Here is a 14689-nt window from a genome sequence, read left to right as displayed (position 1 = left end):
CATGAAGGAGCGTCATTCTGGGCGCAGGTACTCACAGAATTGAACAACAGAGGAGTAAAAGACGTATTTGTGTTCTGCGTGGACGGCCTAACAGGATTTCCAGATGCGATAAAAGGGGTGTTCCCCAAATCGGACATTCAGCTGTGCATAGTTCATCTTGTTCGGAACAGTTTGAAATACGGATCGCCTCCGTATCAGTATTATAAGTATTATAATATAATTATTATAGATGCAGATAATTCACTTGTTACGGTTGAGAAATATACTCCAGACGTGCCTGATTTATCCGATTACAGCGGCAGGATTCGTTATCTTGTTGAGGCCTCAGTAGCCTCAGAGACGCGACGCGCATACACCTCACGCCTGAAACGATTTGTGAACTGGTGCAATGAGAAGGGATTGAGTTCCTCGTGTCCGATTGCGCCAGAAATCCTAGCGATATACATAACGGACATGGCTAGAGACGGATTATCGAATGCGACAATAACTCAGACAATGGCAGCAATCTCGACGACGCACAAGGCGCAGGGACTAAATTCGCCTACGGAGAGCCTGTTGGTGAAGAAAGTACTGGAGGGATTTCGGCGAGAATACGGAACGGCGCATAAGAAGCATGACGCAGCGACAGTCGAAATCGTGCGCTACCTTCTGAAATCGATCCCCGATGACAATTCACCTAAAAATATTCGGGACAAAGCGATAATTGCGCTGGGGGTCGCAGGGGCGTTTCGGCGTTCAGAGTTGTGCGCGATAGATGTTGAGCATCTGAAGTGGGTATTTCGCGAAAAGCAGGAAATCGTATTAATTGAGTTGAAACGCTCGAAGACCGACCAAGAGGGTCGCGGAATGATGAAGGCGATATTTCCGAGTCAGGATAAAACTGTATCACCGACGGAGCTGTTAAAGAGGTGGCTGAAAATTCGCGGTTCAGAGGGCGCACTGTTCACACGAATATTGAAGGGAGAGCATATGACGGAGGAACGCCTGACCCCGCAGAGTGTACGGTTGATAGTGAAACAGACAGCGGCGAAAGCAGGATTATCATTAGACCTGACAGTGCACAGCCTGCGCTCAGGGTTTGTAACGACGGCAATCCGGCAGGGAAAAACGGAACGTTCTATAATGAACCAAACAGACCACAGGTCAACGCAAGTGCTTCGCGAGTACTTCCAGCGCGAGGATGCAATCGAGGACAACGCAGCAGATAATATATTCTGATGTAAAGGAGCTGACGGAGAATGAAAAAGCTGCCGATAGGAGTACAGGACTTTGTGAAGATAAGGGAACAGAATTACTTGTATGTTGATAAGACGGGGAAATTGCTTGAACTTATCGAACAGGGAGAGCGGTATTTTCTCTCACGCCCCCGCCGATTCGGAAAGTCGTTGATGCTCTCGACATTAGACGCGATGTTCAGGGGGCGCAAAGAGTATTTCAAGGGACTTGCGGCGGAAGAATGGGTTACACGACAGTCAGAGAATCCTTCACCAGTGCTGAGGTTCGATATATCGTCGTTGAAACTAACAGACTCAGTAACGATAGAACAGGCATTAAGCGAAATGATAGAGCGAACAGCCCGAAAGAATAAAGTAAAATTACATAGTCAGAGCATGACGGGCAAATTAATAGATTTAATCGAGGAAATATCATCTCAGGGGCAGGTTGTAGTGCTTGTAGACGAATACGACAAGCCGATACTGGATAATCTCTCAGACATAAGGAAAGCGCACGAAATGCGAGAAGTATTGCGCTCATTCTACACGGTGCTGAAGAGTTGCGACGAGTACCTGCGCTTTGTGTTAATAACGGGAATATCGAAATTCAGCAAGATGGGCGTGTTCTCGGCCATGAATAACCTTGAGGATATATCAATGGACAAAAGTTGCGGCGATATAGCAGGTTACACGCAGTGGGAATTGGAGTACTATTTTGCGGGCTGGCTTGAAGCGGCCTCAGCGGACATGGGAATACCTCGTGATGAGCTAATTGAGCGTCTGAGAGATTACTATGACGGCTTCAGCTTTGACGGTCGAACGAGGCTGTACAATCCGTTCTCAATCCTGCAATGCCTGAAGAAGGGAGAGTTCCGAAACTACTGGTACGAGAGCGGCTCGCCGTCATTCATCGTAGAATGGATGAAGGAACACCAAATCTTAGACCCCGAAGAGTATCGGCACATAGTAATCAACAGCAATGACTTCATAAGCGCACAGGAGATAGAGCAGGCGGACGCGGCAAGTTTCCTGTACCAGAGCGGTTATCTGACAATCGAGAAGAAAGAAGAGCAGTTATTGACGCTTGATTACCCGAATCGGGAAGTGAGGAACTCGCTGTCAAGCATGTACCTGAAGCTGGTATACCGAGTAGAAGGTTACGCGCTTCTGGGCAATCAAATCTGGAAGGCATTGCGTGAGGGAGATATACCTGAAATCGTGAGGCTGTATAACATTGCGCTTGCGGGAGTGGCCTACGATGACTACACGACTCCGGGTAGCAAAGAGCGCAACCCCAGAAATGAGTTCTGGTATCGCTCAATGTTCGTAATGCTGTTGCGTGGTGCTGGAATAATCTCGTACAGTGAGCCTCATACCTCAAAGGGACGCGCTGATGTGGTGATCCAATTCAAGAATCTGACAGTAGTACTTGAGTTCAAGTTATCGAAAACGAGCGCGGGTGTCGAAGAGATGAAACGTGTAGGCGCACAGCAGATAGTGGAGCGCGGTTATGCGGAGAGTTACGGTGGCGATGGGCGCGAGATAATTACGGCGGTACTTGTTACAGACGCAGAAAATAGGGAGGCGAGATAGTTGGCAGTGAACGACGAACATAAAGACAGGGTATTCAAATACCTTTTCGGCAATCCGGCAAATCGAGAGTGGACGCTTGCGCTTTACAACGCGGTTAACGGTTCAAACTACGACAATCCAGAGGATATAGAGTACAACACAATCGAAGACGCTGTGTATCTGGGCATGAAAAACGATGTCTCTTTCATTATCGTAGACGCGCTTAACCTTTGGGAACATCAGAGTACGTACAATCCGAATATGCCGATGAGATTCCTGCTGTACGCGGCCAAATTGTACGAGAAATATATAGCCGGAAGTGATTACTACCCATACAGCAGCGTGTTGCAACCTGCGCCGCGCCCGAAGTGTGTATGCTTCTACAATGGAACGGGCAATCAGCCTGAGCAAAAAATCCTGCGTCAGAGTGAGGCGTTCGGAGGCGAGGGGGGACATTGAAGTCATAGTAACGATGCTGAACATCAACTACGGCAAGAACATGGCACTCATGGAAGCGTGTGAACCATTGAGCGAATATGCGTGGCTTGTGGAGGCAATCAGAGAAACTCAACGTACGATGAGAAATCTTGAGGCGGCAATAGACGCGGCGATAGAAGAAATGCCTGATGAATTTGTGATAAAGAGATTTCTGTTGCAGAACAAGGCGGAGGTGAAGGGTATGTTTCTTACAGAATATGACCAAGAAAAAGTATTAGCGCAAGAACGTCAAGAAGTGGAATATCGTGTGGCAGCGGATATGCTGATGGGCGGTGAACCGCTTGAAAAGATAGTAAGATACAGCCGACTAGCTGAAGACGCAATCCTGAAATTGGCTCGAACACTTGGAATAGGCATAGTATGAGACAGTGACGGTAGTATGGCACAATGGCGATAATCCATTGAGAGGCTCAAAATTCACTAACGGAACGAGGCGTGCCTGATTGAATGTTGCCATCAACGAAAGCGCGGTATACGGCTCAAGCGGTATGAATGACCAAATAAGGCGCGTTAATCGTAACGCCGAGAGACTGTACAATGAACTGTGTAAGAGGAAAATACACAGGAGGTAAGCATAATGGAAGAAGCTAGACAGGAAAAAACTCAAGATCAGCAACGACTTGCTCGATGCCATGCTCGTAGGGGTCAAAACTCAAGACGATTTATGGGGCAAAGAGGGCATCATCACTCAGATAAGCAAGGCTCTGTTAGAACGTATCCTTAACGCCGAGATGGATTTCCACCTCAATAACACCGCTGAAGGACGCGCAGCGGGCAACACAAGGAACGGATACGGCAGGAAAACGCTCAAGAGCAACTTCGGACACCTTGAACTGTCCACTCCTTGAAATTTTGCTTTCGAGAGTGTTTATCATGCTCTGAACGTCCTTAAGGTTTGCGCGGGTCAGCTTCAATCCCTCAATTTCGTAGCTCTGCCCCGATAAAATTGCCTTCTCCGCCTTGTAGTAGAGGGCTAATCGGGACTCGGCTATGTGAATCTGCTCCTTGATGGTTGTCGTTGTTGTCATGTTTCACCTCTGATTAATGCCATCTCAATTTTTCCTCCAGCCAGCTTATTTTTGTTCCAAGTTCGTTTGTCCGTCTGCAATCCCTAAAATACGTCCATATGAACCAGCACAGTAAGAACAAATCTATGTCAATTTTTATCATCTCTTCATCTTCTTTTTTTTCTTTTTAAGTGCGAATGTTACGGCATTAACTGCCTCATTGCCTTTCATTTCCAGTTTCAGCATGTTAATTTCGTGGTTGAGTTTCATTATTATCTGTCCTTGTTTGGTAATTACCCACAACATCACGATTATCACAACCAATAACACCAAAAAGAATATCTGCATAAAAATTCCTCCGTCTGTTATAGCGTTTTAATGTTTTTGCCCATAAAAAAAGCCCCCCGAAGGGAGCAATTCATTCAAAACGTTATTGAGCAAGTTGCATCAGTGCTTGTCCGATACGCGCCCATTCTCCTGTCGCAAGCAAAAGAAAAATACCAGCCGCGAAAAATATAAACGAGGCAAATCCCCCTTGCCACACTCCATACATGAAACCTTTAGGACGCAAACTCGCTAACAGGTCTCTTACCTTAGCGTCATATTCTGCCTTGTTCTTGCAGTTAATTTCCTCAACCTCTGCCGAAAGCGACTGCTCAAGGAAATCCTTCAGAATACTTACAGCCCTGTCATTGTAAAAACGCAGCTGTTTTTCTGATTCTGCATTCTCCATGAAAGACGCAAGCTCTTCATCTGTAGGTGGACGCTTATTTCGTGTCGTAAACCGCGTTATTTTCTCGATTTTCTGCTGCTTGTAAATCGCATACGCAATGTGTCCTACTAAATCATCTTCACCATGAACAAGCAAGCTATACACTTTGCTGTAAGGTCTATGCTCTGAGTTATCGGTTACCTGCATTTTTCCTCCAAGCAAAAGACAAAGCATCTGATAATTCCTGTGTAGTTTTGCGCTCAACATAGGAGCGAACTTGAGGTGAAACAACGCTAGACTGAACACGCCTTGATGTCATGCGCGAATTAACCTGCTCAACAAGCTCACGGCTGAAATATGTATTCATCGCTGTCCCTCCTGTATGCAAATTTAGTTGTGTGAAATTATTAATAATTATATCATTCGCATTCTCAGCCGTATTAATGGTGTTTGTGTTTCTTTCGTTTTTCCTGTTTTTGCTTGATTTCTTTCCACAATCCCAAAAGAGGCTCTGTTAGAACGAATCCTTAACGCCGAGATGGATTTCCACCTCAATAACACAGACGAAGGACGCGCAGCGGGCAACACAAGGGACGGATACGGCAAGAAAACTCTCAAGAGGAGCATGGATTAACCAGCCCGCAGAAAAGTAATCTTCAAGCCCTCGCAAAAATTCTTCAGACCACAGCGGGCTATCTTGAAGGCGACTCGGAAATATCATCTAACTATTCATCAATCGGGAATAAGTGCATAATCTGCGGGAAATCAATTCCTCGCGGTATTGCGAAATGCCCCGAATGCAGCTGGCGGAAATGGCCTGCAAGTTTTTTGACATCCCCTGAACAAGCTACGAGGCGCAAGCGTTCACACGGCGTAATACTTTCCTCACTTGACCGGGAAAAGGCGCGGGCAACGTTCACATCTGTAACAAGCTACGGTGTAAGGACATACGAGACTTCACTTGATATGTGTACATGCCCTGACTTTGAAGAACGCCGGAAACCGTGCAAGCATATATTCCGGCTTGCTGATGAGTTAGGGTTAATGAAGTCCGAGAGATTTTCGCGTGGCGAGCGTGATTACACAATGGAATTTACCCGCTATGAATCAGCCGGTTCGCCAGTTGAACAATCAGAATCAATCCCGCAAGAATACGCAGCTCATTCAGGACCAGTAAAAGAACTGCCTGCCGTAACTACTGAGTCCGTGAGAGAAATTCCCATTACTGGAACTGCACCTGCCGAAAAGAAATCATCTGGAATATTCACCAAGCTGCTGAAGTATGCACTGTGCTGTTTCTTTAGCTTCTGGGCAGTAGCGTTTACGCTTCTGGCAGTTAGGGGTGATAAACCTGCGATGTGCTTTCCTGTAGCGTTCGTGATTGCAGGGATTCTTACGGCGATGACGGCAAAGCGCAAGGGAGAAAAATCCGCGTTCAAATGGTGGCTGTACGGAGCTGTTGTGCCGTTTGTGTCGTGGATTGACGCGGTTATGCTCAACAGTGAAAACAGAGTCAAAGCCTTCATGAAAGGAGTAGCGTACAGTCTTGTAGGAGTGATTATGTTTCTTGCGATATTAGTAAACTTTCTGCCGTAGAAAAAACCGTAGAAAGATATTCTGCGTTTTATCGTTAAATTATTGATTACAGGTGTATTTGTGGATTTTTATTCGGTGTCCCCCGCCTCCATTTTTTTTTCACACACACAAAATCTTCAAGCTCTCACTCGCTGACAGGTTAATATCCTCGCCCGGAAAATGAAAAATAATGTCCCGCGTAATCTCTGCGCCTAAAGAATAAAGCGATGCCGCAAATGATACAGCACCGCTTTTTTGTTATGAGTTCAGCGGCTCAAGCCTCCTGAATAATTCCTCTTTGTCATGGCCGAGTATGAGCGTCAGTGAAGTGGCTCTCTTGTCGGGCTGAATGAGTCTCTCGTTCTTTATCCCGCACAATTCCGCGAGAGCCTTTGCGCCCTGCCTCACGGACTCGTCGCTGTCAGGGGGATATATTATGCTCGATGACCTGTAATCGTAGTGCCGTGCGTTTCCTGTGTAGGGGACTTCTATCCCTATGCGCTGAAATATCTGCTGGGCGCGCCTGCCGATTCCCTTTTCGCCGTCTCCGTTGAGGATTCTTATGCTCATTATCTGATCTCTGAGTTCGGCTATCTTGTTGCTGTCAAATGCTGACATGTCTACAGGCTCAGGCGTGAAGTCAAGCTCTACCGTTTCGCCGTCTTCAGGGATGTTTTCTGACGGTGGCAATTTCGCCGCAAGCTGTAGCGAGAATGCTTTGTTGTCCAGAATCCAATAGCTTATATTTTTGCTTGACCCAGTCCGCCCCGGTGCCATGAACATTTTGATTCTGTCAGGCGATAATGAGTTGGCGAACTGCACGAGCTTCAATGCCTCAAGCGGTGCTAAATCCGTGTCAATAGAGTCGTAAAGCTCCGTAACAATCGCCGGTATACGCGGCAAAATCGCAGGAGTCTTTATCTTCTTCATCATGATGTCAATGAAATTCTGCTGCCTCCTCACGCGCCCTATGTCGCCCAGAGGATCATGGCGGAATCTCACATAGCCCAGTGCCGTTTTCCCGTCCATGTGCTGACGGCCCGCGGGAATGTTTATGAATAATTTGCCGGAATAGTCGTTGTAATGAAGCCTCTTCTCCACGTAAATGTCAACGCCTCCGAGTATGTCAACGATTCGCGGGAAGCTCTTGTAGTTGATTTTGACGAAATAATCCACGGGCAGCCCCGTAAGATTCACGATAGTCTCCCGGAGAAGGTTAATCCCCCCGTAAACATAGGCATGATTTATCTTGTCCCAGCTCCGCCGGGGAATATACACCCGCGAGTCTCTTGGGATTGACGCTATCCGCAGGGCTTTGTTCTCCGCGTCGAATATCGCCAAGGCAATAGCGTCCGTCCGTGAGCCGCCTTCAACGTTATCGAGGCCGACAATAAGAACATTGACGGTGCTTCTTGGTGCTGAGTCCTGCTTTTTTGCCTCGCCTACCGCTAATTCCGGGGCTACTGACGCGCTTTCGGGGCGGGAAATCTGCTGCGGAAGCCCGGCTTTTTGCTGGGACGCTTTCGGAATCGGGAGGGGGTTAGGGTCATTCAGGACTTCCATCAAGCGGAGTGCCGCACCCCCTACGGCAGAGGCTACTACCATGAATATTATTCCCAAAATCTTTAGCACTCTCATAAAATGTAATCACCTCTCATAAATTTTTGTAGAGATTATTCGACTCTATGTAGATTTCGACAAGATGAGGAACAAGAAACCTTATGCCTTTTCCGTATTTTACTCTCCCGCGTATTTCTGTGCTTGACACTGAGAATTGCGGAATCTCGATATATTTCAGCTTTGAGCGTATAAACTCCGGGAGCGATTCTATTCCGCTGACAGGGTAGCCCGGACGGCGGGCAGTAACAAGCGTGCAAAGCTCCGGGATTTTCTCGTAGTCATACCATGATGTTATCGACAGCATTGCGTCAAGCCCCGTGATGAAGTATAAATCTTCCGGCCTTATTCCCGTGTCAAGAAACGCCCGCAGGGTATCTACGGTGTGAGTCTCTTCCTTCCTGTCGATTTCAATCCGTGATACTGAGTATTCCAACACTCCCGCCGTGGCAAGAAGAGTCATCGCGTAACGGTCTTCAGCAGGGGTAATTCTTCGCTCGTGCTTGTGCGGTGGGTCTCCTGTCGGAACAAAGATTAGCCGGTCAATTCCGAGATTTATGCGCGCTTCCTCAGCCGCCAGCAAATGACCGTAGTGTATCGGGTCAAAAGTCCCTCCCATTATGCCCGTTTTCATGGCCTAACCTGCCGTATCAGGCTCAAAGTTAAATTCAACATCGCCAATATAAACCTTGTCGCCCTCTCTCGCTCCGGCTGCCTCTAGTGCCTCCTCAACGCTGAGTGCCTTTAACAGCCCGGCGAATTTCTGCAAAGCGTCTTCATGCTCAAAATTGATTCTTGCGACTGACTTCTCAAAGTTTGCATGTTCGACTCTGAATGACCCGTCAGACTGCCGGATTATTTTCACGGGTTCGCGTAAATTTCTACCTGTTGATTTCCTCATGGGTAACTCGATTATTTCGGGCGAGTCATTTTCCGGGGCTGTTGCGGGAGTCCGTCTCACAAGGTCAGCAACCGCCCGTATAAGCTCAGGAATATTCGTGCCGAACATCGCGCTTACGGCCATGTACGGGGCTGATAATCTCTCGGCTTCCTCCTGCAATTTCTGCGAGTTCTCAGCGGTTCCTGGAATGTCAATCTTGTTGCCTATGATGATACAGGGACGCTTGTCGAGTCCCGCGCCGTATTCGCGAAATTCATTCATCAGAGCGCGGAACGTAGAAACGGGGTCAGGCTGTGAGAGGTCGATAACATGTAATAATATTCGCGTTCTCTCAACGTGCCGCAAAAACTGAAGGCCGAGTCCTTTACCCTCGTGCGCTCCCTCAATGAGTCCGGGCAAATCGGCAATCACGACCTGCGCGTCATCAACCGCAAGGACTCCGAGATTCGGTGTCAGTGTCGTGAAAGGGTAGCCTGCTACTTTGGGTTTTGCGCCGCTTATGGCTGAAAGTATGCTTGACTTTCCTGCGTTCGGGAAGCCTGCGAGTCCGACATCGGCAATCAATTTCAGCTCAAGCGACAAAGATTTTTCCTCGCCCGTGTCGCCTTTCTCCGCGAATTTCGGGGCGCGCCGTGATGATGTCGCAAAGTGAGAATTACCGCGTCCGCCTTTCCCGCCGTGAGCCGCGATAAATTTCTGCCCCGGTTCTGTGAGGTCAGCAAGTATTTTGTCATCGCCAGTTTCACGAATCAGAGTCCCGCAAGGAACATGTATCACTAAATCTTCACCGTTTGAGCCTGTTTTCATTGCGCCGCTTCCGTGTCCTGCGTGGCCTGCCTGAAATCGTCTGTCATACTCGAAATCAGCAAGCGTTACGACTCCGCCGACAGCCTCAATTATGACATCTCCGCCTTTGCCGCCGTCTCCGCCATCGGGGCCTCCTTTAGGCACAAATTTTTCGCGCCTGAAACTTAAAGCACCGTTCCCCCCGCGCCCGGCCTTAACGTAAATTTCTGCTGTGTCTGTGAATTTCATTGTTGACGGTAAAAAAATTGCCCCGTATTTCAGGGGCTTTCGTGATTTCTCTGTGTTATGCCTGTGCAGGCTCAACCGATACGAATTTGCGTCCGAGTTTCTTGTGGTAGTTTACTTTTCCCGGCACCAGCGCAAAGAGCGTGAAATCGCGTCCGAGTCCTACGTGCTTTCCCGGGTGAACCTTTGTCCCGCACTGCCGTACGAGTATGCTTCCTGCTGTTACTGTCTGACCCGCGTAAACCTTTATGCCTCTGTACTTGGGCTGGCTGTCGCGTCCGTTAGTTGAGCTTCCCTGACCTTTCTTGTGTGCCATGACTGTGCCTCCGTTATGCTTCTATGTTCCTGATGATTACTTCTGTGAAGTACTGACGATGCCCGCGCATTTTGCGGATGTTCTTCTTGCTCTTGTACTTGAAGACTAACACCTTGTCCCCGCGCCCCTGCTTTACGATTTCGGCCGTAACTCTCGCACCTGTGATGTAGGGATTGCCGAAGCGTGTCTCTGTGTCATCTCCTCCGACAGCAAGAACCTTGTCGAAAATTATCTCTGTGCTTGTCTCTCCGGGGAGCTTCTCTACTCTGAACTTGTCCCCGGCATTCACGCGGTACTGTTTTCCGCCTGTCTCGATTACTGCGAACATGAAATTTTTTCCTCCTTACGCTGAAACAAGGCCGTGTGAGTCTCACGTTAAAGCCTGATTCATGCGAGATGTGAAAGATTATAGCATACAGGAAAGTTTTAGCGGTCAGCCTGTGCTACAATAGGCGAAAATTCCGCACAGCGAAAGGAAATAGCTTTATATGTCCATAATCAAGCCCGCGCTACCTGTAAGAATAGCGCAAGTGATAGGCATAATGCGTAACGGGGGAGTCGAGTCCGTAATTTTCGGCTACTACAAGAACATAGACCGCTCAAAAATACAGTATGACTTTATCATTGACGCGGATTCAACGCACACTCATGAAGACTTCATAAACAGCATGGGCGGAAAAATTATCGTAGTCCCTCCGTATCAGAAAGCGGCGGAATATCACAAGGCACTCTACAAACTTTTCACGGAGAATAATTACCCGCTTGTATATTCGCACATGAATACGATGTCAGTATTTCCCCTATTCGCGGCATGGAGGGCGGGAGTCCCTTTGAGAGTCGCGCACTCCCACACAACAGCAGGAAAGGGAAAAGGCGAGACAGCCCGCAACATCATGAAGTATACCCTGCGGAATTTCTCGCGGATTTTCCCGACCCACATGTGTGCCTGCTCAAAGCTCGCCGGGGAATTTCAGTTCGGGCGCAGAGCAGTGGACTCCGGGCGCGTCAGAATCTGGCAGAACGCAATCGAGACCGAACGATTCGCCTACAATGAGACAGTCCGAAATGAGACTCGCAGGAAGCTCAAGCTGTCGGATAAATTCATTGTGGGTCATTCGGGGCGTTTCATGCCTCAGAAAAATCATGATTTCCTTGTCGACATATTCGCCGAGATTCTCAGGAGGCGTGAAAATTCTGTGCTTCTTCTTGCGGGCGAGGGGCCGTTGATGGAGGACGTGAGGGAAAAAGTTTCGCGGCTTGGCCTAAATGACAGCGTTATATTTGCCGGAGATGTTCAAGACGCGGAGAAATATTATCAGGCTATGGACGTATTTATATTTCCCAGCCTTTACGAGGGACTCGGTATGTCTGTTGTTGAGGCTCAAGTTTCGGGGCTTCCTGTGATAGCGTCTACTGAACTTCCCATTGACGCAAAAATTTGTGATAACTTTCACTTTTTCCCGCTGAAAAAATCCGCAGGTGAATGGGCTGATGAGGCACTGAAGATTTCAGACGGCCATATACGCCGGGACATGAGCATTTACGCGAGGGAGGCAGGATTTGACGTTAAGACTCAGGGCGCGAGAATGTCTGAATGGTACTGTCAGCTTCTCGGAATATGAGCGCAAAAAAACGGGCTGTGTTTTTCCGCACAACCCGTTCACAGTTCGTATTGCTGAGACTTACGCCGCTTCTATCTTGCTGACATCGTAGCCCGCCTCGTCAATCGCCGCGATTATCGCCGTGTCAGCAACATCAGCCGACATTGTGATTACCGCCGTGTTTTTGTCGAGGCTCACTTCTGCTGACGTAACGCCGTCGAGTCCCTCTAACGCTTCTTTGACGTGGGCAACGCACTTCTCACAGCCCATGCCTACAACGTGAATGACTTTCTTCATGATTGAGTCCTCTGCTATGCTTTGCGGTAAGTCGTGAAGCAGAATATCAGCGCGAATAATACCGCAACGCCAATTCCGATTCCGTAAGCAAGAGTCCTCTCAAGCATCAAATAGCATTCAGGAGCAATGCAGAAGTATGTTACGCTGACCGCTGACATGAACGTAGCCGGGATTGCGGCCATGAGGCTTGCGCCCTTGCTGACGTTCCTGCAGAGATACACCGCGCCTGCCCATAAAGCTATCATAGCGAGAGTCTGATTCGACCATGAGAAATAACGCCATACGATTCCGTAGTCGAGGAACGAAATACCGTAGCCCGCCGCGAGTAACGGAACTGCAAGAAGGAGTCTCGGCGCCATTCCCTTCTGGTCAATCTTGAACCAGTCAGCGAGGGTTAAACGTGCGCTCCTGAATGCAGTATCGCCTGACGTAATCGGACATGCAACAACGCCGAGTAACGCCAAAATACTGCCTACAGGCCCTAAGAGTCCGACAGAGATTTGATATACGCTCGTTGAGTTTCCTCCGCCGACCGCGAGAAGCCCTGCTGTAGAAAATCCGCCGTCTGTCGCATTGTAGAACGCAATACCCGCGCTTGCCCAAATCAACGCGATAATTCCCTCAGCTACCATTGCGCCGTAGAATACGAACCTTCCCTGACGCTCTGACGTTAAGCACCGCGCCATCAACGGGGACTGTGTAGCGTGGAATCCCGAAATCGCTCCGCAGGCCACCGTGATGAACATTAGCGGCCATATAGGCATTGAGTCGGCTTTCGGGTGCATGTTGTAGAGACCTTCCCACAATTCAATCATGGGCTTTGTTCCGTTGATGTGATTCATGACCGTAACACCGCCGATCCCGACTGCCATGAAGATAAGCGCGAGGCCGAAAACGGGATATATCTTGCCGATTACCTTATCGATGGGAAGGAGGGTAGCGAGGAAGTAATACACAAGAATTATGACGGTGAGAATCTTTGTCCATTCCGCCGCAGTGTAGCCCAGCGCAGTGGCGGGAGCACCTGCCGCCGCAGCACCTACAGCACCGCTTGTGCCCTGTGTTACCATGAGCGCGAGAAGTCCCGCGGGGCCTACCATGAAGACGACTCCGACCATCACGAGAAGGACGACAGAGAACAGGCGCATAACCTGAAGCATGAAGCCTCCGAGATATTTCCCGGTGATCTCTGAGACGCTCGCGCCGTCATTCCTCACTGAGAGCATACCAACGAGATAATCATGGACTGCCCCCGCGAAAATTGTCCCGAAAACTATCCACAAATAGACCTGAGGCCCCCAGATAGCTCCCGTTAAGGCTCCGAATATAGGCCCAAGCCCGGCGATGTTCAGGAGCTGAATCAGGAACGCACGCCCCGGGGTGATGGGAACAAAGTCAACGCCGTCAGGATGAGCAACGCACGGTGTCGGGTTGTCTGTCGGAGCAAAAATCTTGTCGACAATCGCGCCGTAAATCATATAGCCAAGCACAAGAATCACAAGGCCGCCGATAAATGAATACATGAAAATTTTTCTCCCTTCTGAAAAATTGTGGTAGTATGTGGAAAATTTTAGTCCATTCCAAAATATAATCAAGCACAAACATTAAAGGAGGCGTATTTTCCATGTCAGCACGTCCGGAAAAAGTGTTAGGCGTTCTCGGCGGAATGGGTCCGGCTGCCTGCGCTGAATTTCTCCGAATACTCGCCCGCGACTGTCCCGCCGAAAATGACTCACAGCACCCGAAAATCATAATGCTGTCTGACCCTGAGACACCCGACAGGAGCGACGGCCTCATGGGACTCGGCCCTGACCCCCTGCCCGTGATTCGTCGCAACCTTCTTCAGCTCGTGAAATGGGGGGCGGATGTTCTCGCTGTCCCCTGCAACACCGCGCACTACTTCATTGACCGCTTCAGGGATGAATTGCCCGTGCCGTTAATCCACATCGTAGAAGCTACCGTTGAGGCCGCAAAGGAATTGAGTCAGGGTAATTGCTCGTGGCTTCTTGCGACTGACGGGACACAGAAGAGCATGATTTACCCGGAGTGTGCGCAGAGAATGAATTATCACTTCCTGAAGCCGTCCCCGAATCAGCAGGAGAGAGTCCAGCTCTGTGTGAGGAAGGTAAAAGCCGGAGACATGAAAACGGCGGGGGAGATCATGAATGATGTTGTCCGTGAATTGTGGCGGGAGCGTGATGTTCCTGTTACGATGGGCTGCACTGAATTGCCGCTTGCGTATGAGGCTTCCGGGCTTCCGTGTGAAAGGCAGGTTTCGAGCCTAAAGGCACTGAGTGAGGCATGTATCCGTGTGCTTTACGGGGCTTGAATGTTATAATCAGCGCAA

At 48.9% G+C, this 14689-nt stretch carries 18 protein-coding genes; 8 read left to right on the top strand and 10 right to left on the bottom strand.

Going from position 1 to position 14689, the window contains the following annotated elements; translation table 11 throughout:
- From IKQ95_02740 to IKQ95_02720, 5 genes are all read left to right on the top strand, one after another.
- The coding region (locus tag IKQ95_02740; protein ID MBR4195612.1) for a transposase at positions 1-1218 on the top strand (1218 nt) is incomplete at its 5' end.
- A 20-nt stretch (positions 1219-1238) separates the two neighbouring features.
- Positions 1239-2807, top strand: a complete 1569-nt coding sequence (locus tag IKQ95_02735; protein ID MBR4195611.1) for an AAA family ATPase — start codon at positions 1239-1241, stop codon at positions 2805-2807.
- Positions 2808-3245 (top strand): hypothetical protein, encoded by a 438-nt coding sequence (locus tag IKQ95_02730; protein ID MBR4195610.1) that lies wholly within the window; start codon positions 2808-2810, stop codon positions 3243-3245.
- Positions 3172-3648 carry a hypothetical protein gene (locus IKQ95_02725; protein ID MBR4195609.1) on the top strand — a complete coding sequence of 159 codons (477 nt, stop codon included), beginning with the start codon at positions 3172-3174 and terminating at the stop codon, positions 3646-3648. Before IKQ95_02730 ends, IKQ95_02725 begins: the two co-directional genes overlap by 74 nt.
- 256 nt (positions 3649-3904) lie before the next feature.
- Positions 3905-4132 carry a transposase gene (locus tag IKQ95_02720; protein MBR4195608.1) on the top strand — a complete coding sequence of 76 codons (228 nt, stop codon included), beginning with the start codon at positions 3905-3907 and terminating at the stop codon, positions 4130-4132.
- Positions 4133-4450: 318 nt separating this feature from the next.
- On the opposite strand, the gene IKQ95_02715 is transcribed toward IKQ95_02720, so the two are convergent.
- The 3 genes from IKQ95_02715 to IKQ95_02705 form a co-directional block, all read right to left on the bottom strand.
- Positions 4451-4639, bottom strand: a complete 189-nt coding sequence (locus IKQ95_02715; protein MBR4195607.1) for a hypothetical protein — start codon at positions 4637-4639, stop codon at positions 4451-4453.
- An 82-nt stretch (positions 4640-4721) separates the two neighbouring features.
- The gene (locus IKQ95_02710) at positions 4722-5210 is read right to left on the bottom strand and encodes a hypothetical protein (protein MBR4195606.1); all 489 of its coding nucleotides are present in this window, start codon (positions 5208-5210) and stop codon (positions 4722-4724) included.
- A complete protein-coding gene (locus IKQ95_02705; protein ID MBR4195605.1) occupies positions 5194-5370 on the bottom strand; it encodes a hypothetical protein in 177 nt (58 codons plus the stop codon). The genes IKQ95_02710 and IKQ95_02705 overlap by 17 nt, the downstream gene beginning before the upstream one ends.
- A gap of 461 nt (positions 5371-5831) precedes the next feature.
- Here IKQ95_02705 and IKQ95_02700 point away from each other — a divergent pair, with 461 nt between their 5' ends.
- Positions 5832-6599 carry an SWIM zinc finger family protein gene (locus IKQ95_02700; protein MBR4195604.1) on the top strand — a complete coding sequence of 256 codons (768 nt, stop codon included), beginning with the start codon at positions 5832-5834 and terminating at the stop codon, positions 6597-6599.
- Positions 6600-6836: 237 nt separating this feature from the next.
- On the opposite strand, the gene IKQ95_02695 is transcribed toward IKQ95_02700, so the two are convergent.
- The 5 genes from IKQ95_02695 to rplU are packed head-to-tail and all read right to left on the bottom strand — an operon-like array spanning position 6837 to position 10772.
- Positions 6837-8216: an LCP family protein gene (locus tag IKQ95_02695; protein ID MBR4195603.1), complete on the bottom strand. Its 1380-nt coding sequence runs from the start codon at positions 8214-8216 to the stop codon at positions 6837-6839.
- Positions 8217-8232: 16 nt separating this feature from the next.
- Complete coding sequence (nadD, locus tag IKQ95_02690; protein ID MBR4195602.1) at positions 8233-8829, bottom strand: nicotinate-nucleotide adenylyltransferase; 597 nt, start codon at positions 8827-8829, stop codon at positions 8233-8235.
- Between the two features lie 3 nt (positions 8830-8832).
- The gene (gene obgE, locus IKQ95_02685; GenBank protein ID MBR4195601.1) at positions 8833-10131 is read right to left on the bottom strand and encodes a GTPase ObgE; all 1299 of its coding nucleotides are present in this window, start codon (positions 10129-10131) and stop codon (positions 8833-8835) included.
- 55 nt (positions 10132-10186) lie between these two features.
- Positions 10187-10444: a 50S ribosomal protein L27 gene (gene rpmA / locus IKQ95_02680; GenBank protein MBR4195600.1), complete on the bottom strand. Its 258-nt coding sequence runs from the start codon at positions 10442-10444 to the stop codon at positions 10187-10189.
- 13 nt (positions 10445-10457) lie between these two features.
- On the bottom strand, positions 10458-10772 hold the full coding sequence (gene rplU, locus IKQ95_02675) for a 50S ribosomal protein L21 (GenBank protein ID MBR4195599.1): 315 nt from the start codon (positions 10770-10772) through the stop codon (positions 10458-10460).
- A gap of 160 nt (positions 10773-10932) precedes the next feature.
- Here rplU and IKQ95_02670 point away from each other — a divergent pair, with 160 nt between their 5' ends.
- Positions 10933-12066 (top strand): glycosyltransferase family 1 protein, encoded by a 1134-nt coding sequence (locus tag IKQ95_02670; GenBank protein ID MBR4195598.1) that lies wholly within the window; start codon positions 10933-10935, stop codon positions 12064-12066.
- Between the two features lie 60 nt (positions 12067-12126).
- Here the strand turns inward: IKQ95_02670 and IKQ95_02665 are convergent, their stop codons facing one another.
- Together IKQ95_02665 and IKQ95_02660 are read right to left on the bottom strand one after the other, a co-directional pair.
- Positions 12127-12342, bottom strand: a complete 216-nt coding sequence (locus tag IKQ95_02665; GenBank protein ID MBR4195597.1) for a cation transporter — start codon at positions 12340-12342, stop codon at positions 12127-12129.
- A gap of 14 nt (positions 12343-12356) precedes the next feature.
- Positions 12357-13865 carry a carbon starvation protein A gene (locus tag IKQ95_02660; GenBank protein MBR4195596.1) on the bottom strand — a complete coding sequence of 503 codons (1509 nt, stop codon included), beginning with the start codon at positions 13863-13865 and terminating at the stop codon, positions 12357-12359.
- Positions 13866-13966: 101 nt separating this feature from the next.
- On the opposite strand from IKQ95_02660, the gene IKQ95_02655 reads away from it, so the two are divergent.
- Entirely contained in the window at positions 13967-14671 is a 705-nt protein-coding gene (locus IKQ95_02655; protein ID MBR4195595.1) for an aspartate/glutamate racemase family protein, read from the top strand.
- Positions 14672-14689 lie beyond the last annotated feature (18 nt).

The sequence above is a fragment of the Synergistaceae bacterium genome (assembly GCA_017540085.1).
Classification (GTDB): domain Bacteria; phylum Synergistota; class Synergistia; order Synergistales; family Aminobacteriaceae; genus JAFUXM01.
Note: the sequence above shows the minus strand (reverse complement) of the source record. Positions and strands in the feature narration are given on the sequence as shown.

Bases quoted from the DNA above. Each gene is read 5' to 3' on its own strand.
- IKQ95_02735 (MBR4195611.1), top strand. From the start codon at position 1,239: ATGAAAAAGCTGCCGATAGGAGTACAGGACTTTGTGAAGATAAGGGAA.
- IKQ95_02725 (MBR4195609.1), top strand. From the start codon at position 3,172: ATGGAACGGGCAATCAGCCTGAGCAAAAAATCCTGCGTCAGAGTGAGG.
- IKQ95_02715 (MBR4195607.1), bottom strand. From the start codon at position 4,639: ATGCAGATATTCTTTTTGGTGTTATTGGTTGTGATAATCGTGATGTTG.
- IKQ95_02710 (MBR4195606.1), bottom strand. From the start codon at position 5,210: ATGCAGGTAACCGATAACTCAGAGCATAGACCTTACAGCAAAGTGTAT.
- IKQ95_02705 (MBR4195605.1), bottom strand. From the start codon at position 5,370: ATGAATACATATTTCAGCCGTGAGCTTGTTGAGCAGGTTAATTCGCGC.
- IKQ95_02695 (MBR4195603.1), bottom strand. From the start codon at position 8,216: ATGAGAGTGCTAAAGATTTTGGGAATAATATTCATGGTAGTAGCCTCT.
- nadD (MBR4195602.1), bottom strand. From the start codon at position 8,829: ATGAAAACGGGCATAATGGGAGGGACTTTTGACCCGATACACTACGGT.
- obgE (MBR4195601.1), bottom strand. From the start codon at position 10,131: ATGAAATTCACAGACACAGCAGAAATTTACGTTAAGGCCGGGCGCGGG.
- rpmA (MBR4195600.1), bottom strand. From the start codon at position 10,444: ATGGCACACAAGAAAGGTCAGGGAAGCTCAACTAACGGACGCGACAGC.
- rplU (MBR4195599.1), bottom strand. From the start codon at position 10,772: ATGTTCGCAGTAATCGAGACAGGCGGAAAACAGTACCGCGTGAATGCC.
- IKQ95_02670 (MBR4195598.1), top strand. From the start codon at position 10,933: ATGTCCATAATCAAGCCCGCGCTACCTGTAAGAATAGCGCAAGTGATA.
- IKQ95_02665 (MBR4195597.1), bottom strand. From the start codon at position 12,342: ATGAAGAAAGTCATTCACGTTGTAGGCATGGGCTGTGAGAAGTGCGTT.
- IKQ95_02660 (MBR4195596.1), bottom strand. From the start codon at position 13,865: ATGTATTCATTTATCGGCGGCCTTGTGATTCTTGTGCTTGGCTATATG.
- IKQ95_02655 (MBR4195595.1), top strand. From the start codon at position 13,967: ATGTCAGCACGTCCGGAAAAAGTGTTAGGCGTTCTCGGCGGAATGGGT.